Genomic DNA, 21,016 nt, shown 5'->3' with positions numbered 1-21,016 from the left:
ATGGGACGTAAAACAAAATCGAAAATTGAGGTAGCGTTCATCTATATCTTTTTCTTAATTATGTTTGTTATCATTGGTTATCCTTTGTTCTGGGCAGTTATGATGAGTGTAAACCCAGGTACGAATATGTTAGTAACCGATTTATTTCCGGATAATCCTACATTAGAGCATTATAAGTGGTTATTCACTGATCCAAATAGTAATTATTTAACATGGTATAAAAATAGTTTGTTTGTAGCTGTATTAAATGCTGTTGGTTCTGTTGTAATCACATCTTTAATTGCGTACGCATTCTCACGTTATAAGTTTATTGGACGTAAGTACGGTTTATATATGTTCTTACTACTTCAAATGTTCCCAGCACTTATGGGAATGGTAGCTCTATATATTCTATTAAATACAATAGGCCTAACTGATTCCTTATGGGGATTATTATTAATCTACCTAGGTGGACAAATTCCATTTAATGCTTGGTTAGTAAAAGGGTACTTTGACACGATTCCTAAAGAATTAGATGAAGCAGCTAAAATCGATGGTGCTGGTCACCTACGAATTTTTTGGACAATCATGCTTCCGTTAGCGAAGCCTATCTTGGCAGTTGTAGCGTTATTTAACTTCATGGCACCATTCATGGACTTCCTACTACCAAGAATTGTTTTAACAAGTCCAGAGAATTATACACTAGCACTAGGTCTGTATAACTTTATAAATGATCAGTTCTCGACTAACTTTACACGATTCGCAGCTGGTGCAATCCTTATAGCATTGCCAATTGCACTTGTATTCTTAGTACTACAACGTTACCTGATATCTGGATTAACATCTGGAGCGACTAAGGGGTAATGGATTAATTGATGGGGACTTGGACAACGACTATTTTACTCACTTAAAAGATGAAATTCAGCTACACTAGCTCCGGGAATATACGAAGACTCCAGCCGCACGCGGCAAGGTAGACACTGCGAAGGTTCTTTCGAGCAGATGTCGCCCCTGTGCTGGAAGTAAAAGCGAAGTATATTTCCGGAGCGGGTTTGGTGCTCTGTTTGAAGATTTACTCTAATCTTTTTTTAGTAAGTATTTATTGGATCCGGTCTCTATTTCTAATAGCAACCAGAATAATGATGAGCAAGGAGAATTATGATGAAACAAGTATGGTGGAAGGAAGCAGTTGCATATCAAGTTTATCCACGTAGTTTTATGGATTCAAATGGAGATGGAATTGGGGATATTAAAGGTGTGGTCTCTAAACTAGACTACCTGAAAGACCTAGGTATTGATGTTATTTGGATTAGCCCAATCTACAAATCTCCTAATGATGATAATGGCTACGATATTAGTGACTATCAAGATATTATGGATGAGTTTGGTACAATGGAAGACTTCGATTTACTTCTTTCTGAGGTACATCGTAGAGATATGAAATTAATTATGGATTTAGTTATAAATCATACTTCCGATGAACATCCATGGTTCATTGAATCACGTAAGTCCAAAGATAATCCATACAGAGATTATTATATTTGGCACCCAGGGAAAGATGGAAAAGAACCTAATAATTGGGAATCCATCTTTGGTGGTTCTGCATGGAAATACGATGAGAAAACAAAAGAATATTTTATGCATGTTTTCTCTAGTAAACAACCAGATTTAAACTGGGAAAATCCAAAGGTCCGTAATGAATTATACAAAATGGTCAACTGGTGGCTAGATAAAGGGATTGATGGATTCCGAGTGGATGCAATCTCTCATATTAAGAAAATTGCTGGTTTTCCAGATATGCCTAATCCGGACAACTTAAAATATGTACCTTCCTATGAAGGGCATATGAACCGTGATGGTATCCAGGTTTTCATGGAAGAGTTAAAACAAAACACTTTCGCAAACTATGACATCATGACAGTTGGAGAAGCGAATGGTGTTAGCCTTGAACAAGCTGATGAATGGGTTGGAGAAACGAACGGCAAGTTTGATATGATTTTCCAATTTGAACACTTAGGTCTTTGGAGAAAAGAAACCGAAAATGGAATCGATTTACCAGCGTTGAAGAAGACGTTAACAAAGTGGCAAAAAGGCTTAGATGGAACGGGATGGAATGCATTATTCTTAGAAAACCATGATCAACCGCGTTCCGTATCGACCTGGGGTAATGATGGAAAGTACCGTGTGGAGTCTGCTAAAGCATTAGCAACCATGTACTTCTTAATGCATGGAACTCCTTTTATCTATCAAGGCCAAGAGATTGGAATGACTAATGTACAATTCCCATCAATTGATGATTATGATGATGTAGGAATGAGGAATTATTATTATAATGAATTGGAAAAAGGAACACCTGTGGAAGAGATAATGGAGGTAATTTGGAAAACAGGTCGTGACAATTCAAGAACACCAATGCAGTGGACAACGGAGAGAAATGGTGGATTTAGTACGGGTAGTCCATGGATGAAAGTAAATCCGAATTACACGGAAATTAATGTGGAAGCGGAAATGAAAAATCCAAATTCTATCTATCACTATTATAAAAAACTCATCCAATTACGAAAAGAGTATGAGGTTCTTGTTTATGGTAGCTATGACATTACATTGGAAGAGCATGATCAAATTTATGCGTATACCAGAACACTAGGGGATGAGAAAGCCCTAATTGTGGCTAATTTGTTTGCAAAAGAAACAGGATTTGTTTTACCAGAAGAATTAGATGTTAGGAACAAAGAGTTATTGCTTAGCAACTACGACAGCAATGATGAAAATATACTGAAACCTTATGAAGCTCGAGTTTACAAACTAGTTTAATAGATTATTATACGGAAAATACCGAATTGTTATAGACCTAAACAAAAACTATTCTATAGGAGGTATAACATGCTTGGAGATACGAGTTTTGCCATACACCCAGGTAAAGAGAAAAAAGATAATGCGGTAATTTACCGGGATATAGGTGACCTAGTCCATGTTGAAAAAGCTGGTACAACCTATTTGTTTCAGTGTACTAATGGTAAGGTAGCTATCCAATTTTATACAGATTCAATTGTCCGCGTAACGATGAACCAAAAACAGAATCCAGAATTGAATCATTCCAAAGCTGTTATCGTGAACCCGGAAGTAGTGGCTGTTGAAGAAGAAGATACAAAGGAAACATTTAATGTAAAGTCTTCGAAATTAGTTCTACATGTCCAGAAGAAACCATTTCGAATAAACATTATTGATCAGAATGGCAGAGTAATTGTTTCAGAGGATAAACATGGAATGGCTTATCGCGAAAATGGGGAAGTAATTGCATTTAAACAAATGGAAGAAAATGATCACTTCTATGGTTTTGGAGAGAAATCTGGTCATTTAAATAAACGCGGTGAAAGATTAGAAATGTGGAACACAGATGTATATGCACCACATAACCCGGAAACAAATGCACTATACGAATCTATTCCATATTTCATGACATTACGAGATGGCAAGGCACATGGAATTTTCTTTGATAATACATTCCGAACTTTCTTTGACATGAAAACATCAGAAGACTATTACTCCTTCTCTGCGGAAGGTGGCCAGTTAGATTATTATGTGATGGCAGGACCACATCCTAAAATGGTGCTGGAGCAATATACGTACTTAACTGGAAGAATGCCGCTACCACCAAAATGGTCACTGGGCTATCACCAATCCCGTTATAGCTATGAAACAGAGGTGGAAGTTAGAGAATTAGCGAAAAACTTCATTGATAAGGATATTCCAGTTGATGTCATCCATTTAGATATCCACTATATGAATGGCTACCGCGTCTTTACATTTGATAAAGAACGCTTTCCTAATCCAGAAAAGCTTATTTCTGATTTGAAGGAGATGGGAATTCGTGTCGTACCAATTGTTGACCCTGGGGTGAAAAAGGATTCAGAGTATCCAATTTATCAAGAGGGTGTATCAGAAGATAATTTCTGTAAATACATCGAGGGAGATATTTACTATGGTGAAGTTTGGCCTGGTATAAGTTCATTCCCTGATTTTACAGAGGAGCGTGTTCGTAAATGGTGGGGTGAAAAGCATGCATTCTATACCTCCATGGGGATTGAAGGTATCTGGAATGATATGAATGAGCCTGCTGTATTTAATGAAACAAAGACAATGGATGTTGAAGTGATGCACCGTAATGACGGTAACCCAACCACACACCGGGAATTACACAATGTCTATGGATTATTAATGGGGAAAGCGACATATGAGGGGATGAAAGAAAACCTTCAAGGAAAGCGGCCATTCTTATTAACACGTGCAGGCTTTGCTGGTGTGCAACGATATGGTTCGGTTTGGACTGGAGATAACCGTAGTTTCTGGGAACATCTCCAAATGTCTCTTCCGATGGTCATGAACCTTGGATTATCTGGTGTAGCGTTCACTGGACCTGATGTCGGTGGGTTTGCCCATGATACGAATGCAGAACTATTAACACGTTGGACTCAAGTCGGAGCATTTACCCCATTTTTCCGTAACCATTCTGCAATTGGTTTCCGTTATCAAGAGCCATGGCAGTTTGGGGAAAAGTATGAAGCGATTATGAAGAAATATATCCAAATGCGCTATGTATGGATGCCACAACTTTATAGTTTGTTTTACCAAGCGAGTAAGCAAGGCTTACCTGTTATGCGCCCATTATTAATGGAGTACCCTGATGATGAGAAAACCTATAACTTAAATGATCAATTTATGATAGGTGATAATGTGATTATGTCACCAATTTTAGCTCCATCGCTGACGGATCGCGTGGTATACTTACCTAAAGGTGAATGGGTATCATATGCTACAGGAGAAAGCTATGAAGGTGAAAAAGTTCACCTTGTGCATGCAGAACTAGAAGATTTACCGATTTTTGTTCGTAAAGGTTCAGCTGTTATGCAAGGAGAATGGAATTCCAATCAGGATAAAGCAACGAAATCATTAACGATGAAGATTTATGCTTCGAATCCAGATGAGAATTACCGTTTCACTTTCTATGATGATGATGGCGAAACATTTTCCTATGAGAATGGTGAATATTTGAAAGTTGATTTAGAAATTAAATCTTCTGAGGATAGCATTGAAGTAGTTGTATTAGATATGGAGGGGAACTATAAACCTTCGTATCAGGAAATTCGAGTTGAAGTAATTGGGTCTAACAATCCTGTCTTAATAAATGGAAAAGAAAGCACTGTAATCAAGTTATAAAATTGTGAGGGTAGAGGGTGAGGATATGGTAACTATTAAAGACGTGGCAAAAGTAAGTGGGGTTTCACCCTCTACAGTATCTCGAGTCATCGCTAATAATCCAAGAATTAGTGAAGAAACGAAGAAGAAAGTTAGAAAAGCGATGAAGGAATTAGGTTATCATCCTAATATCAGTGCTCGAAATCTAGTTGCGAAATCAACTAAAGCAATTGGGGTAATCTTACCATCATCCGCTAATAAAGCATTACAAAATCCATTTTTTCCTGAGATTTTACGAGGGATTATGTCTGTCATTCATGAAGTAGAGTATTCCATGTCCTTATCAACAGGCGAGACTGAGGAAGAAATTTTCCATGAAGTACAGCGTATGGTTTATGGTAGTTATGTAGATGGAGTTATTTTGCTTTACTCACGTATTAATGACAAAGTAACTAATTTCTTACGAGAACAGGACTTTCCATTTGTGATTGTAGGTAAACCATACGACTTTGAAACAGAAATTACTCATGTGGACAATGATAACTTTAAAGCTGGAAAAGAGATTACCGGGCATTTGATTAGCTTGGGGCATAAACAAATTGGGTTTATTGGTGGTTCAAGGGATTTGTTCGTGACTCGTGACCGTGAAAGTGGATACTTGGCAGCACTACAAGAAGCTGGTATTGAAGACCGTGAATCATTCATGATTCATACGGAATTCTTAAAATCTGGTGGTCGGGAAGCGGTAGAACACTTGATGTCGCTGGATACACCTCCAACCGGATTAGTTGTCAGTGATGACCTTATCAGTTTAGGGATGCTAAGCATGTTAGAAGAGTATGGTGTTCGGGTACCACAAGATGTATCCATGGTGAGTTTTAACAACGTCTACCTTTCAGAAATCACTCGACCGGCACTAACAACGGTTGATATTCAAATTTATGATCTAGGAGCGCAATCAGCAAAGGTGTTGATTGAAAAAACCAAGAACAAAAACGAGCCAGCCAAAAGGATTATCATACCTCATAAAATTGTATATCGCGATTCAGTTAGTGAAAATTCATAGAATAAGAAAACAATTTAATTAGTTGTTCAGATTACGTGGAGAAAAAGCAAAATATAGGTTAAAGTCATATCGAATTAACCGACATGAACACCTTAAATAACACAAAACGTTTGGAAAAAAATCCAAACGTTTTTTAGTTCTTCTTTCTATTTTACTTGTTCAACGATTGTTATTGAGTTTCAAAAAAAATGAAAAAAGAACGTTGAAAGAATTTAAATGGGGGATTGCCCCTCTGTAAATTAATTCACAGAGGGGTAATCCCCATTTTAGATGGACTAATTAAGGCCAATACCAGAACTGTGCTCCATATGGGTATTCTATTCCGCTATCTACGTGAATATAGGTACCACCATTATAGGAACCACTAAATCCGGAAGATCTAGTCGCATTTAACACAGTATTTAAGGAAACACCTGGAGCTTTAATATCGGCTGCAACTCCATATGTGTGCTGACTGTTCGGATGAGAATTTGAAAGGCTATCATTAAAGGCAATACTTCTAAATCCAGAGTTGACTACAATTGGTTTATTACCAATCTTAACACGAACAGCTTCTAGTTTATACATCTGCCTACGCACATTTTCTTTAACCGTTGTTGCTGACACTCTACCACCATTAAATACCTGCCCATCACCGGAATAAAATTCACTATACGTAAAGTTTTTGGTTCCAGTTGAACTTTCTAATGAATTTAACTTTGCTTGTGTAGCAGTACCGACAATTCCATCAGCTACTAATCCATATGCTCGTTGAAACCGTTTTACGGCTGCCTTTGTTGCAGCACCAAAATGTCCATCAACAACAAGATATGTTTTTGTAGGGGAATCAGCAGCCCAACCGGCTACCCTTATTTGTAATTCTCGCACATCGGTACCGCTGGAACCTTCTTGTAATGTACGAGTCCAATTATAAGCAGATGCTTCATCCGAATTCATAACAGTCATACCTAAAGTGATTAACAAAGTAAAACCAATAACACTAATCAACATTTTAAACGCTCTTTTCACACCACATACCTCCAAAGGATAAAATTTTGGGTATATCTTATCAGCTACTCACAAGATGGTATCTTCAGTTTTTCTTATAAAGCTTCCTTGATCTCCTAGTATTACTGAATCTTGACATCAATCTATCATGTAAAGCTTTACTGGCAAGTAGTAATTTGTTACGGCAATTAAGCTAAAAATATTCACCTAGAAAAATGAAGATAAAAAACCCCCTTTATCATTAACACCTCCTAAAATTTACATAAAATTCATAATTATATAATTTCCATTCTCGCAATCATATTATCATTTCGGGGTATCGTTAGATATTCGCCAAATGGTCTATTTTTGCGTAAGGACTTTTGTATGAGGATAGACTTTAACTCTATAGACAAGATAATCCCGAAAATTAATTACACTCGTCCCCACAAAATAGTTGAATATGCTATTCTATAAATAATGTGAATGTTGAATAAAGCAATTGGGTGACAAGGTACTATTTAAGATTTTTGAACTATTATCTATCATAAGGGGATAACTAGAATGAAAAAAATATCTATACTAATTCTATTTTTAGGAGCTTCATTATTATTTGGTTGTAGTCCAGCAACTTTGTTTCAGGTTGACATGAATTTCGATAGTGAGAAGGTACAAGCTTACTATGAAAATGGTGAATTTGAAGAGGCGTTATTGTATATCGATGAAAGAATTGAAAAATATCCAAATGATGCAAGTCTACATGGAGAGCGCGGATATCTCTTACTTGAACTTGGACGTGCTGATGAAGCATTAGTTTCATTAGATAAGTCATTGGAGTTAGACCCAGACTTTGAAGCATCGCTCAGTAATAAATCTTGGGCTTTAAATGAGTTAGGTAGATTTGAAGAGGCAATTGACTTTGCCAAAGAAGCAATTAATTTAAAACCAGACGATGATTCGGAATTTATTAATATGGGAAATGCACTGTCAGCAATGAATCGAGATCAAGAAGCATTGACTTACTATTAAGAGGCGTTAAAAATTAACCCCAATAGTGCATATGCCTTTTATGGAAAAGGGATTGCAAATTATTTTATCGGTGAATATGAAACAGCATTAGAAGCGCTTAACAAATATAACGAAAAGAATCCTGGAGATATTGATGCATTGTGGTATTTGATGTATATCCATGATGAGATTGGAAATTTTGAAGAAGTAGTTTCGTTTAGTGATCAAATTATTGCCTTAGACCCATCACAAATTGATGCCTACTATTATAAAGGTTCTGTCTTAGTTGATTTAGATAAGGTAGAGGAAGCTATTAACGTGTACGACACAATGATAGAAAAGTTTCCTGAGTCCCCATATGGATATTATGGGAAAAGCCTTACGTTAATGTACATGGAACAAAAAGAAGAAGCACTCAAGCTGTTAGCCAAAACGATAGAGATTGATCCAAGCTATAAGGATTGGGCATACGAAGACCCCATGTTCCATAACTTAATCGAAGATGACGAATTCCTAGAGATTATCGGATACTAATGTTGTCGTAGCGGGACAGGTTCCCTATCCCAATTAGCCGATAGTGTATTATCTTAACGTTTTATTTAAGAATACGAAACCCTAAATAATAGTTAGAAGAACAGATGAAACCCCATATGGTTTCATCTGTTCTTTTTTCTGTAATTGATATTAAAATAAATTTTAAAAAATACAAAACATAATAAAATAAAATTATTCTAAATTTTAGTACGTTATTGTAGTATGCTTGCTTGAGTTAGTAATATAAGGGGCTTGATGAATTTATATTGAAATATTATTTCAAAAAATATAGTTGACTAGTGGAATATTATTTAATATACTTGGTTTGGGTAAAAGAATAACCCAAATAATTTTTTTCTCTAATTGAAAGGGTTTACATATAAACAGGCTCTAAGTCTACTAGATTTTTAGATTAAGCCAGTTTATGGGGGTATTAGGGAAAGGTTATTGCTTCGTAAGAACAATCAAAAGGTTGAAAGGGGAATAATGATGAACAAGAAATTAGGTTTTGTAGCCTTTGTACTTGTTATAACGATGCTTCTACTTGCAGCATGTGGTAACGATGACAAAAAAGGCTCAGATGAAAGTAAGGGGTCTTCAAATAGTGATGAACAAGTCACAATTGAATTCTGGACTATGCAATTACAACCAACATTCACTGATTACATCAACGGTATTATTGAGGATTTCGAAGCTGAAAATCCAAATATTAAAGTAGACTGGTTAGATGTACCAGCAGCAGATTTAAGTAAAAAAATTCTTACTGCAGTAAGTACAGATACAGCTCCTGATGTGGTGAACCTTAACCCAACATTCGCATCTCAGCTTGCTGAATTGGATGCACTTGTAAATATGGAAGAAGCTGTATCAGAAGAAGATAAAGCTCTATATGTTAAAGGTGCATGGGAAGCAAACCAAATCGATGGTAAAACATTCGCTATTCCTTGGTATCTTTCTACATCTGTAACATTAAATAACAAATTAATTTTTGAAGAAGCAGGATTAGATCCTGAAAAACCTGCAACTACTTATGAAGAAGCAGCAGAATATGCAAAAATTATTAAAGAAGAAACTGGTAAATACGGTTACTTCCCATCTATGGATTTATCTTTAGTACTTCAACATATGGTAATGATGGGTGCTGAATTAACAAACGAAGACGGAACACAAGCTGCATTCAACACAGCTGAAGGGCTATATGCGTTTGAATATTTCACTAAATTATACCAAGATGGATTAATTCCAAGAGAAGCATTAACTGGTGACCAACGTTCTACAATTGATATGTATCAAGCAGGTCAAGTTGCTTTCTTTGACGGTTCACAATTCATTGTACAAGTTAAAGAAAACTCACCAGAAATCTATGAAAATACATTACCTTCAGAAGCAATCACAGGTAAGTCTGGTAAGAAAACAATGTCTGTACAAAACGTTGTTGTTCCAAGTCAAACAGAACATGAAGAAGCAGCAGTTAAATTCGCTTTATTCTTAACAAACGGTGAAAATCAATTAGAATTCTCTAAATTAACACCAATTCTACCATCTAACGTAGAAGCATTAGCAGATCCATTCTTCACAGAAGCAGGAGAAGATGCTGAAGCAACTGACTTAGTACGTATCGTATCTGCATCTCAATTAGAGTCAGCAGAACTACTAGTACCACCAATGGAAAACTATGACGAACTAAGACAAGCAATGTACGATGCAATCTCAGCATCTATGCTAGGGGAAATGGAACCACAAGAAGCCCTAGACCAAGCAGAACAAGCATGGAATGAGATCCTAGCAAAATAATAGGAACTAAAGATTAGGGAATTCTATTATTCCAGTGAAACTTTACTGTTAAGTTATTTTGTTGAGTATTGACTGAATTAATAGATTTAGAAAACTAATTTAGATTGAAGCACTGAGCGGCCCGAATACACGGAGACTCCTTGAAAAAGAAGAGCGCTTTTTCTGCGTGCGATGTTACGCTGACGAAGCGCTCCTAGTCCTATGGGAGGACAGGCATAGGTGAGACCCCACAGCAGGAAATGGGGGTTCAAAGGCTAAGAACGCCACGTCCTGTGGCAACGCCTTTGTGACCAACATCCTGTTGGCCCGAGGCTCACCAGCCGCCCATGGAAAGCGGAGTGTATTCGGGCCGCGGTCTTCATTAGGAAGCATAAAATAAATTTTTATCAAAACCTCCAAAAGAACGGGGTGGAATCCTTGAGAACAAATAAGCTTACACCATACTTATTTTTATTACCAGGCTGCATCATACTAGGAGCCTTCATCTTCTATCCAATGCTACAAGCAATCTGGATGAGCTTCACCGACTACAATATGATCACCGATCCATCATTTGTACAATTTGATAACTACAAGCAGCTTTTCCAAGATGACCTATTCTGGAAAACACTAACCAATACATTAATCTACTTAGTTGGCGTAGTGCCAGCACTAGTAATAATACCAATCTTTTTAGCTGTATTAGTAAACCAAAAGCTAAAAGGAATTGCATTCTTCCGTAGTGCATTTTATATTCCAGTAGTAACTTCCCTAGTCGTAGCAGGTATTGCTTGGGACTGGGTTTATAAAGAAAATGGACTTTTAAACTATGTACTTGATCTATTGAATATAATTTCTGAACCAATCCCATGGCTAACATCTACCAATACTGCGTTATTTGCAGTTATGGTTGTAACCGTTTGGAAGGGTTTAGGTTACTATATGATTATTTATCTAGCAGGCTTACAATCTATTCCTGATAGTTTATATGAAGCAGCAGATATTGATGGTGCAAACTGGTGGCAGAAGATGACCCGTATTACGATTCCAATGTTAATGCCATTTGTGCTGATTGTAACGATTATGTCTTCCATTGCTGCTATGAAAGTTTTTGAAGAAATATATGTGATGACTGGTGGGGGACCACTTCATAGTTCAGAAACACTAGTATTTTACATTTATACAGAAGCATTTGACCGTTTGAATATGGGATATGCAAGTGCGGCTGGTGTTATTTTATTCATATTAACTCTAGTATTCTCACTCATTAACTTAAAAGTTATGGGTAAGGATAATTCGGAATAGGGGGAATCATGATGGCTAAACAAAAGAATCAAGCACCTTATCGGAAAATAGTTAAGAAGATATCCCTATATATTCTATTAATTGTTGTGACTCTATTTATGATTGGACCTTTTCTCTGGTTATTATCAACAGCATTAAAATCTGGTGGTGAAAATATCTTTCAATACCCACCAAAATTATTACCAGAAGAGCCAACTTTCAAGAACTTCGGTACGGTAATGGAAGTATTTCCTTTTTGGCGATACCTATTCAATAGTGCAGTCGTAGCCGTATTAACCGTTGTATTAAACGTACTATTCTGTTCTCTTGCTGCGTATCCATTAGCAAGAATGAACTTTAAAGGGAAAAATATTATTTTCGTACTGATTATTGCAACCATGATGATTCCATTCCAATTATTAATGATTCCGGTTTATATCATTTCATTAAAGCTAGGCTTACAGAATACCTATCTTGGAATGGTATTACCACATGTGACTACTGCATTTGGTGTATTCCTTATGCGTCAAGCATTCATGACGGTACCAAAATCATTGGACGAATCAGCGAGAATGGATGGAGCAAACAGTTTCCAAATTTGGCTACGTGTCTTAATGCCATTGGTAAAACCAGCAATGGTAACGTTAACCATCTTTACCTTTGTATCGGCATGGGGAGATTTCTTATGGCCATTAATTATTGTAAATGACAATGATATGTACACATTACCACTTGGACTAAACATGTTATCTGGTACCTTTACATCAGATTGGCGTTTAATTGCAGCTGGAGCGATCATTTCTATGATTCCAATCATAACCATTTTCCTTTTACTGCAACGCTTCTTTATCGGTGGTGCAATGAAAGGTGCAATCAAAGGTTAAGCAGGAGGAATGACAATGAAACTCGGCTTAGAAGTATTTTTAGAAAACAATACAGAAGAATACATTGGGAAGAAGATTGGTCTGTTAACAAATCTAACTGGAGTCAACCACGACTTAGAATCAACTATTGATCTGTTTTATAAACATCCTAATATTCAATTAACAGCTCTCTTTGGACCTGAGCATGGTTTAAGAGGAGAAGTGCAAGAAGGAAAGTTAATAGACTCCAGTGTAGATGCGTATACCGGAGTCCCTGTATATAGCTTATATAACAAAGAGAAAAAGCCCAATGTAGAAATGCTGAAAAATGTAGATGTTGTGTTTTGTGATTTACAAGACATCGGAACTCGTTACTATACGTTTATATACTCATTAGCCAATACGATGCAAATTTGCGGTCGAGAAGGCAAGAAGGTGGTCGTACTAGACCGTCCGAACCCGATCAATGGGGTAACGATGGAAGGGAATCTAGTAGACGAAGACTTTCGTTCTTTTGTTGGTAAATTTCCAATTCCAGTAAGGCATGGGATGACAATTGGTGAGTTAGCACATTTGTTTAAGAATGAGTTTTCCATTGATTGTGACTTAGAAGTTGTTCCAATGGAAGGATGGTCAAGGGATATGTACTTTGATCAGACAGATCTCTTCTGGGTTTCCCCGACACCTAATACAACGACAATGGATATGTGTGTCTTATATCCAGGAACATGTTTAATAGAAGGAACTAATCTATCCGAGGGAAGAGGTACAACAAAGCCATTCGAGGTAATTGGTGCTCCTTTTATCGATGGAAGAGAATTAGCCGATGAGATGAACGCACTAAACTTAAAGGGAGTACGTTTTCGGCAGGCTGTTTTTAAACCCATGTATTCCAAGCATGAGGGGGAGGTTTGTGAAGGGGTTCAAGTCCATGTATCAGACCGACATAATCTTCATGCATTTGAAATTGGTATTTCGTTATTAGAAACGATCTACCGCCTTTATCCGGATAAGGTTGAATTTATTCAAGCAGGTAAGAGAAACCAATACTTCTTGGATTTATTAGCAGGTACCGACCAATTACGTAAACAAATTGAGCTAGGCAACACAAGTGCAATAAGGACTCAATCCAGAGAACAAACACAACAATTTGAAGCGATTAGAAAGAACTATTTACTATATACAACATAAGACAATGCGTAAAGGAGAGGTGAAAATGACACAACACTTAGATCAAATGGCTGTGGAGGATTTACTTACGGCGATGAATAATCAAGACAAATCCGTTCCATTAGCTGTAGAAAACGCATTAACTCAAATAAAACCTGTCATTGATGCATGTGTCGAAGCAATTAGAAATGGTGGAAAAGTAATCTATATGGGATCAGGGACTAGTGGTAGATTAGGTGTTCTCGATGCATCAGAATGCCCACCAACCTTTGGAGTAAGTCCTGATGTATTTAAAGGGATTATTGCTGGTGGCGATCATGCTATTCGCTTTGCAGTTGAAAATGCAGAGGATAATCAATTTCAAGGGGCAATTGATGTTGAAAATATCTTGACCGACAAAGATGTATTAATCGGAATTGCTGCGAGTGGTAGAACGCCATATGTTATTGGTGGAATTGAAAAAGCAAAGGAACTAGGAGTGTTTACGGCAGGGATTGTCTGCAAGCCGGATACTAAGATTGCGGAAATTGTGGATGGGCCAATTGAATTATTGGTCGGAGAAGAAATCGTACGTGGTTCAACACGTTTAAAAGCTGGAACTGCTCAAAAACTAGTACTGAATATGATTTCGACTATCACGATGATTAAACTAGGAAAAGTTTACGAGGATTATATGGTCGATGTTCGAGCATCCAATCATAAATTAAGAAAAAGAACCATTGGGATTATCTGTGAGATTGCTGAAGTCAGTGAGGATACTGCCAAAGAAGCACTTCAAGCTTGTGATAATCGTTTGAAAGCTGCTGTACTAGTAAGCAAGTTTAATATATCCTCTGAAGAAGCTTTCGAAATTTTAACAGACTACGAAGATAATTTACGAGAATCAATAACGTATCTAGAAACAAAAAGTGCTGTTTTAGGGTGATGTGATATGAATTATGTAATTGGAATAGATGGTGGCGGAACAAAAACACAAGTAGTTTTAGCGGATAGAGATGGGAATGTCGTTACGAATAAAGTATACGGATCGACTAATCCTAATGCTGTCTCTAAGGAAGCACTAATGGAAATATTCAATCAAGTGTTTCAAGATATCGAAGGTGAAGTGCCAAATAGTTTACAGTATGTTACTAGTGTTTTTGCTGGGATAGCCGGAGCCGGTACGACAGAATCTGCATTACATATTGCGGATATCCTAACCCCTTACTTTTCCCAGGAAACAACAATTAAAGTTGAACCTGATTCTATTAATGCGCTTTATTCTGGAACATTTGGTAAGCCTGGAATTGTTCAAATTTCAGGAACCGGATCCATTACGTATGGAATAAATCGTAACCAAGAACAAGGACGTGTCGGTGGTTGGGGCTACCTGCTAGGAGACGAAGGAAGCGGTTATGATGTCGGTAAAAAAGGAATTCAGGCTGTATTACAATTTGTAGATGGTCGTGGACCCAATACGTTATTACTAGAGATGCTATTTGATTTATATAATGTTCGTACAGGTAGAGAACTTATCGATAAAATTTATCATTCGGATAGTCCAAAACTCGAAATATCTCGACTTTCAAAACTAGTATTTAAAGCGTTTGAGAAAAAGGATGCTGTTGCCGTTTCTATTTTAAGAGAAGTTGCAAAGGAGATAGCGCAAAGTATCATTACACTCGATCAGAAGCTCTTTACAGAGGAAGAAAAAGTTGCCGTTATTTTATGTGGTGGATTATTTGCAAATTCCAGTATTCTTTCGACTCTACTTCAAGATGCGCTAATTGATTATCCGAAGAGAATGTCCTTGGTCACTCCGGAATTTCCACCGGTGGTTGGCTCGTTGGTCGGTGCTTATTTACAGATTGGTATCGATGTAACAGCTGATGTTGAAAGGAATCTTCGTAGGTTGGCCACTATTTAATCATAAGGTAGGTGAATAGCGTATGTCCCATTTAAAGGGCGGATTAACCATCATAAAAGAAATGATCGAAAGCCTACCGAAATCGGAAAGGAAAATCGCACAATTTATCCTGGAACATCCGAAAGAAGCGGTATTACTCACTGCCCAAGCTTTGGGGCAGGAGAGCAACACAAGTGGGGCAGCGGTGATACGTTTATGTAAGTCCTTAGGTTTTAGTGGTTTCCAGGAATTAAAGCTACGTGTTGCTGGTGATCTTCAGGAAGGTAGCAATGCTGAATTTCGTGATATAGAACCTCATGAAGATTATTTGAAGATTATTGAAAAAGTTACAGCAAACACGATGCAAACCTTAAAAGATACAGTAAATATGGTAAATATTTCGCGTTTGAAGGAAGCTGTGAAAACATTAATCCATGCAGATTCTATCACCTTTATAGGATTTGGAGCCTCTTTTATAACGGCGAAAGATGCTGAGCAGAAGTTCATTCGTATTAATAAACATGTTCATGCTTATTCTGATTTGCATATGGCATCAACGGCTATAGCGAATAAAGGCCCGAATGATGTGGTGGTTGGTATTTCCTTTTCTGGTAATACGTTAGAGGTTGCCAAGCTATTGGAACTTGCCAAAAAGAAGGATACTAAAACCATCAGTATCACCAAATATGGAAATACGATGTTAACTAATTATGCAGATATTAATCTATTCACTTCCTCTGCCAGAGAAGCAGTAAATCGAAGTGGTGCAACTTCATCTAGAATAGCGCAGCTTCACTTGATTGATATTCTATTTATGTGTGTTGCTTCAGAGGAATATGAGAAGACCGTAGAACGTCTTGATGCGACTCGTGAAGCGGTGGAATATTTTAAAGGGCAAATGAATGCGAAAAATAAATAACAAGTATATCCTGACAGGAGGATCTAATTGCTAAAGGCAATGGGATATTATGTCAGGATATTTTTTGTTCACATGTTTTGAGGTAGAATGGGAATTATTCTAGGTGAATAATCAAGGAAGGGCCAGTTTAATACTGGCCCTCCAAATTTATTGTTAATAACGTTCCTCTAATTCAATTCCTGTATAAAAGTGTTTCAATATCTCTTCATACGAATACCCATAAACTGCCATTCCCATTGCACCTACCTGGGACATTCCTACACCGTGTCCCCAGCCACCACCTTCTGCCGAAAACCCGGTGACAGTATCTGTTTCTTCATCGATGATAGGCTCAATCTGGAAGAATGTACTTCGTAAAACACTCAGTGTCCCATTGTCATTTACATACTTTAGAGCCCATCGAATTTGATCTTTGTATTCATAGAAGGTTCCGTTATCTGTTACAAACTCGATTTCCATCACTCTACCATTAGAGTAGTCTAATGCATTTACTTCATAGACTTCATTTACCTCTACATTAAAGTGATCATTAACTACTTGACTCATCTCTTCGTTAGTCCATTCATGATTCCATCGATAATAACGGGACCATTCTTTTTCAAACTCTAGTACTCTATTAATTTGTTGAGAATTTCTGCCTTCTTTTTTATCAGCAGAGATGACTCTTTCACTAACAGGAACAGAGCGTAGATAAGGAACCGGACCTGATGACCAGACATCCTCATTGTTTGCCGTAATACCCCCACTAGTAGAATGATAGACAGCATTAATTAACTGCCCGTTATAAGTAGCAACAACCCCATTTGTTTCTTGAACAGCCTGTGTAGAGATAGGGTGCTCTGCATCATACCCTCCATACACTTGGTCAGAAGTGGTAGGTAATAAGTCATATCCATCTGCATTGCGTTTTCCTAATCCAGAAATGGCATACGTTCTAGCGGCAACTGCCTGTGACTTCTGAGCTTCTAGTTCTTCATAAGGAACAGGTGGTAATTCTAACGGTACAACTCCATATAAGTATTCTTCTAGTGGCAATTCATTAATACCTGCTAGAGTACCACTACTATTAAAACCAACTTCCCCGATTCCACGATATTGCTTACCATTAATCTTAATTAATCCATTTTCAGAACTAATTTGGACAGCTGCAGTTACAATCTCTTCAAATCCGTCAGCAACTACCCGTATCTCAGATTCACCAGAAGAAATGGTAATTAATCGCCAATAAGAGTCATTTCCAGCAAGTCCTAATGCAATCACTTCTTGCCGAAATGCTTCTCGCTCTCCCCAACCAGCATCCTGAGGAAACTTCCCTATTAATAAGCGCCAACCACCATTATAGTCTTCAATGTAAGTCTCATAACCTGCTGCTTCAGCTCTAGTCATCCAATCTAGCATATTAGCCTCATCAGAAGTCCAGGCTGTTTGAAGACGATAGTTGGTTTCAACAGTGGACGATGAGGATAATTCTACTGAAACTACTTCGGCTTCCCCGCTGTAAATGATTTCCCCAGTATCCTTATTTGTGATTGTAAAATCCTCATCACTTCCAATACTTACAGAGTCACTGGAAGGAACAACACCAATACGAATCAATTGTGTCTCACTTTCGGCATGAGTAATAATCGCTTGTGTAAGCAAGGTGAGAAATGCTAGTAAACTCACTAGAAGTATTTTCTTTATTCCCTTCGACATAACGAACACCTCCGTTTTTTATAAAGTACTATATATAATTACTATTCAACAAATACTCAAATAACCCTGCTAATTTCTTGTAGGTAGATATTACCTTTTTATGAATCAAATAGGTAAATTGGTGTATTTTGTTGAAATAAGAAAACAATTTTTTATAAAAAATTGTGAATTAGTATTTCAATTACATTATATTCATGTATAATAATAGTGAATTATGAGTGAAAAAATATTAGTATTCTCAAAGGAGTTTTCTGAATTACGGATAATTTCTTATTTTTAATAGTAAAATGTAAGCGATATCAAAGATTTATAAGATATAGAAATCAAAAGGTGAGGTGTGACAGATGAACGAAAAGAAACATCATGTAATGGTAGTTGGAGCACATTGTGGAGATGGGGAAATCCAAGCAGGTGCAATTGCTCATAAATATGCGAAGGCTGGTCATGAAGTAACATTTCTACATTTAACTGCAGGTGAAAAAGGAAATCCACCTCACATACATCCTAATAAATATCGAGAACAGAAGATCAAAGAAGCGGAAAAGGCTGCTGCTATTTTAGGTGGAAAAAGTATAACACTAGATTACAAGGATGCCGAATTAAAAGAGGATGAGGAAACTGTAACGAGAGTTGCAAAGATTTTCAGAGAACTAAAACCAAACATTGTCATTACGCATTGGGAGAACAGTATGCATCCGGATCATGCACTTTGCCCTAGAATTGTTCAGGCAGCATGGTTAAAAGCGGCCCTCCCTGGATTTGATATAGATGGGTTAGCTCCACACTCTCTTACTAGAATGTTTCATAGTGAAAACTGGGAGGACATGGAAGGGTATGTACCCGATATCTTTGTAGATGTATCGGAAGAATTCGATACCTATTTAGAAGCATTATCCCAATATTGGTTCATTATGAATTCTAGTGATTTTCGCTACTATGACTATTATAAAGCACTTGGCACGGTAAGGGGATGTGTGGCCAGAACAACATATGCTCAGACATTAAAATTCCCAGTGGGAATGAATACAAGAAAAGGAAAATCTATTCCTGGATTTGAATTATAGATAAACATGGAGTGATACATATGGATAAAACAATAGAACAGAAAATAGGACAGTTGATGGTGTTCGGATTTAAAGGAAAGAAAGCGACACCGGAGATTAAAAAACTAATTCGAGAACATCATGTTGGTGGGGTTATTTTATTTGCTAGAAACATTGGAACACCAGAAGAGGTTCTTGCTCTAACAACGGAATTACAGCGAGAAGCAAAAAATGCCGGACATGAAAAACCATTATTAATCTGTATTGACCAAGAAAATGGAGTTGTTCGTAGGCTAGGAGAAGGTGCAACTATTTTTCCTGGTTCTATGTTACTGGGAGCAACTGGTAGAAGTGAAAATGCCTATATTACAGGACTTCTTACTGGGCGTGAATTAAAAGCGTTAGGCGTAAATTGGAATTTGGCTCCAGTACTAGACGTTAATAATAATCCGGACAATCCAGTAATAGGTGTTCGTTCTTACGGAGAATCTGCTTCGGTAGTTTCGGAATTTGGTAAGCAGGCTGTGAAAGGGATGCAGGATGCTGGGGTGATTACGACATTAAAACACTTCCCCGGACATGGAGATACAAATGTAGATTCCCATTTGGATCTACCAACCATTGCCCATGATATGGACCGATTGAAAGAGATTGAGTTAAAACCATTCATTGATGTCATTGAACAAGGTGCAGACACGATTATGTCAGCACATGTCTATTTTCCTGCAATTGAAACAGAGGAAAATGTACCAGCGACATTGTCCAAGAAGGTCATCACGGGATTACTACGCGAGGAAATTGGGTACAATGGCGTTGTGACGACTGACTGTATGGAAATGAATGCGATATCAGAAGGAATTGGAACGGCAGAAGGGGCAGTGGAGGCACTAAAGGCCGGCGTAGATTTAATTATGATTTCCCATCTTCAATCCAGACAATATGAGGCGATTAGTTACGTAAAAGAATCGCTGTTGTCTGGTGAAATTTCAGAGGATACGATAAATGATGCTTATCAGCGTGTTATGGTACTGAAAGAAAACTACTTAGATTGGAATGATATTCCGCTAGATTCAGAGCCAGTTGTTGCTAGTGTTGTAGGTTCTAAGCTTCATGAGGTGGAAGCTTATGAAATTTACAAACAAGGAATTACCGTTGTGAAAAATGACTCTATCCTTCCATTAGCTGTGGAGGAATCAGACCGTGTATTAGTTGTTTATCCAAAGAATAACTATGCCATGCAAGTGGAAGATAAACGTTATGCCACCTTTTCTTTAGGTGAAACCGTTCAACGTTTGCATGACAATACAGAGGTATTTGAACTATCAAACCCGCCAACCGCGTCTGAAATAGCGAGTGTATCAGTGCTTGCAAAAGATTATAAAGCAGTGATTGTTGGAACATTATCCGTTAAACCGGGTGATCAACAAGCAAAAATGGTAGAAGAACTCTATCAGGCAAACCCACAAGTAATTGTTATCGCAACAAGAAGTCCATATGATATTGCGTATTTACCAGAAGTGCCAGGCTATCTTGCAACCTATGAATTTACAGCACCAGCATTACAAGCGGCTGTAGAAGCGATATTTGGAAGAGTGAAAGTTAAAGGGAGATTACCAGTTACACTTCCACAATAAG

At 37.4% G+C, this 21,016-nt stretch carries 17 protein-coding genes; 15 read left to right on the top strand and 2 right to left on the bottom strand.

Features of this window, described 5'->3' with window-relative positions; translation table 11 throughout:
* The 4 genes from BN999_RS18420 to BN999_RS18405 all read left to right on the top strand — a co-directional run bounded on the left by BN999_RS18420 (position 1) and on the right by BN999_RS18405 (position 6,241).
* The gene (locus BN999_RS18420) at positions 1-843 is read left to right on the top strand and encodes a sugar ABC transporter permease (RefSeq protein ID WP_096274419.1); all 843 of its coding nucleotides are present in this window, start codon (positions 1-3) and stop codon (positions 841-843) included.
* A gap of 297 nt (positions 844-1,140) precedes the next feature.
* The gene (locus BN999_RS18415; RefSeq protein ID WP_096273909.1) at positions 1,141-2,793 is read left to right on the top strand and encodes a glycoside hydrolase family 13 protein; all 1,653 of its coding nucleotides are present in this window, start codon (positions 1,141-1,143) and stop codon (positions 2,791-2,793) included.
* A 69-nt stretch (positions 2,794-2,862) separates the two neighbouring features.
* Positions 2,863-5,196, top strand: a complete 2,334-nt coding sequence (locus tag BN999_RS18410; protein ID WP_096273907.1) for a glycoside hydrolase family 31 protein — start codon at positions 2,863-2,865, stop codon at positions 5,194-5,196.
* Positions 5,197-5,221: 25 nt separating this feature from the next.
* Complete coding sequence (locus BN999_RS18405; RefSeq protein WP_096273905.1) at positions 5,222-6,241, top strand: LacI family DNA-binding transcriptional regulator; 1,020 nt, start codon at positions 5,222-5,224, stop codon at positions 6,239-6,241.
* A gap of 279 nt (positions 6,242-6,520) precedes the next feature.
* On the opposite strand, the gene BN999_RS18400 is transcribed toward BN999_RS18405, so the two are convergent.
* A complete protein-coding gene (locus BN999_RS18400; protein WP_255247526.1) occupies positions 6,521-7,249 on the bottom strand; it encodes a D-Ala-D-Ala carboxypeptidase family metallohydrolase in 729 nt (242 codons plus the stop codon).
* Positions 7,250-7,771: 522 nt separating this feature from the next.
* On the opposite strand from BN999_RS18400, the gene BN999_RS18395 reads away from it, so the two are divergent.
* The 9 genes from BN999_RS18395 to BN999_RS18355 all read left to right on the top strand — a co-directional run bounded on the left by BN999_RS18395 (position 7,772) and on the right by BN999_RS18355 (position 16,643).
* Positions 7,772-8,236, top strand: a complete 465-nt coding sequence (locus tag BN999_RS18395) for a tetratricopeptide repeat protein (RefSeq protein WP_096273904.1) — start codon at positions 7,772-7,774, stop codon at positions 8,234-8,236.
* Positions 8,237-8,248: 12 nt separating this feature from the next.
* The gene (locus BN999_RS18390) at positions 8,249-8,749 is read left to right on the top strand and encodes a tetratricopeptide repeat protein (protein ID WP_373453645.1); all 501 of its coding nucleotides are present in this window, start codon (positions 8,249-8,251) and stop codon (positions 8,747-8,749) included.
* A gap of 489 nt (positions 8,750-9,238) precedes the next feature.
* Entirely contained in the window at positions 9,239-10,543 is a 1,305-nt protein-coding gene (locus BN999_RS18385; RefSeq protein WP_096273900.1) for an ABC transporter substrate-binding protein, read from the top strand.
* A 417-nt stretch (positions 10,544-10,960) separates the two neighbouring features.
* Positions 10,961-11,827, top strand: coding sequence for a carbohydrate ABC transporter permease (locus BN999_RS18380; RefSeq protein ID WP_096273898.1), 867 nt, complete (start codon positions 10,961-10,963; stop codon positions 11,825-11,827).
* An 11-nt stretch (positions 11,828-11,838) separates the two neighbouring features.
* The gene (locus BN999_RS18375) at positions 11,839-12,690 is read left to right on the top strand and encodes a carbohydrate ABC transporter permease (RefSeq protein ID WP_096273896.1); all 852 of its coding nucleotides are present in this window, start codon (positions 11,839-11,841) and stop codon (positions 12,688-12,690) included.
* Positions 12,691-12,705: 15 nt separating this feature from the next.
* Positions 12,706-13,860 (top strand): exo-beta-N-acetylmuramidase NamZ family protein, encoded by a 1,155-nt coding sequence (locus BN999_RS18370; protein WP_096273894.1) that lies wholly within the window; start codon positions 12,706-12,708, stop codon positions 13,858-13,860.
* A gap of 4 nt (positions 13,861-13,864) precedes the next feature.
* Positions 13,865-14,764, top strand: a complete 900-nt coding sequence (gene murQ / locus BN999_RS18365) for an N-acetylmuramic acid 6-phosphate etherase (protein WP_176482037.1) — start codon at positions 13,865-13,867, stop codon at positions 14,762-14,764.
* 6 nt (positions 14,765-14,770) lie between these two features.
* A complete protein-coding gene (locus BN999_RS18360) occupies positions 14,771-15,745 on the top strand; it encodes an N-acetylglucosamine kinase (RefSeq protein WP_096273890.1) in 975 nt (324 codons plus the stop codon).
* 22 nt (positions 15,746-15,767) lie between these two features.
* The gene (locus BN999_RS18355; RefSeq protein ID WP_096273888.1) at positions 15,768-16,643 is read left to right on the top strand and encodes a MurR/RpiR family transcriptional regulator; all 876 of its coding nucleotides are present in this window, start codon (positions 15,768-15,770) and stop codon (positions 16,641-16,643) included.
* 153 nt (positions 16,644-16,796) lie between these two features.
* On the opposite strand, the gene BN999_RS18350 is transcribed toward BN999_RS18355, so the two are convergent.
* Entirely contained in the window at positions 16,797-18,338 is a 1,542-nt protein-coding gene (locus BN999_RS18350; RefSeq protein WP_096273886.1) for a SpoIID/LytB domain-containing protein, read from the bottom strand.
* A gap of 344 nt (positions 18,339-18,682) precedes the next feature.
* On the opposite strand from BN999_RS18350, the gene BN999_RS18345 reads away from it, so the two are divergent.
* Complete coding sequence (locus BN999_RS18345; RefSeq protein ID WP_096273884.1) at positions 18,683-19,402, top strand: PIG-L deacetylase family protein; 720 nt, start codon at positions 18,683-18,685, stop codon at positions 19,400-19,402.
* 20 nt (positions 19,403-19,422) lie between these two features.
* Positions 19,423-21,015: a beta-N-acetylhexosaminidase gene (gene nagZ / locus BN999_RS18340; protein WP_096273882.1), complete on the top strand. Its 1,593-nt coding sequence runs from the start codon at positions 19,423-19,425 to the stop codon at positions 21,013-21,015.
* The last annotated feature ends 1 nt before the right edge of the window (position 21,016 follow it).

Origin of the sequence: Paucisalibacillus globulus, assembly GCF_900184735.1 — a bacterium.
In the GTDB taxonomy this organism is placed as follows: domain Bacteria; phylum Bacillota; class Bacilli; order Bacillales; family Amphibacillaceae; genus Ornithinibacillus; species Ornithinibacillus globulus_B.
The sequence above is the reverse complement of the archived record's forward strand: the minus strand, read 5'-3'. Positions and strand labels throughout refer to the sequence as shown.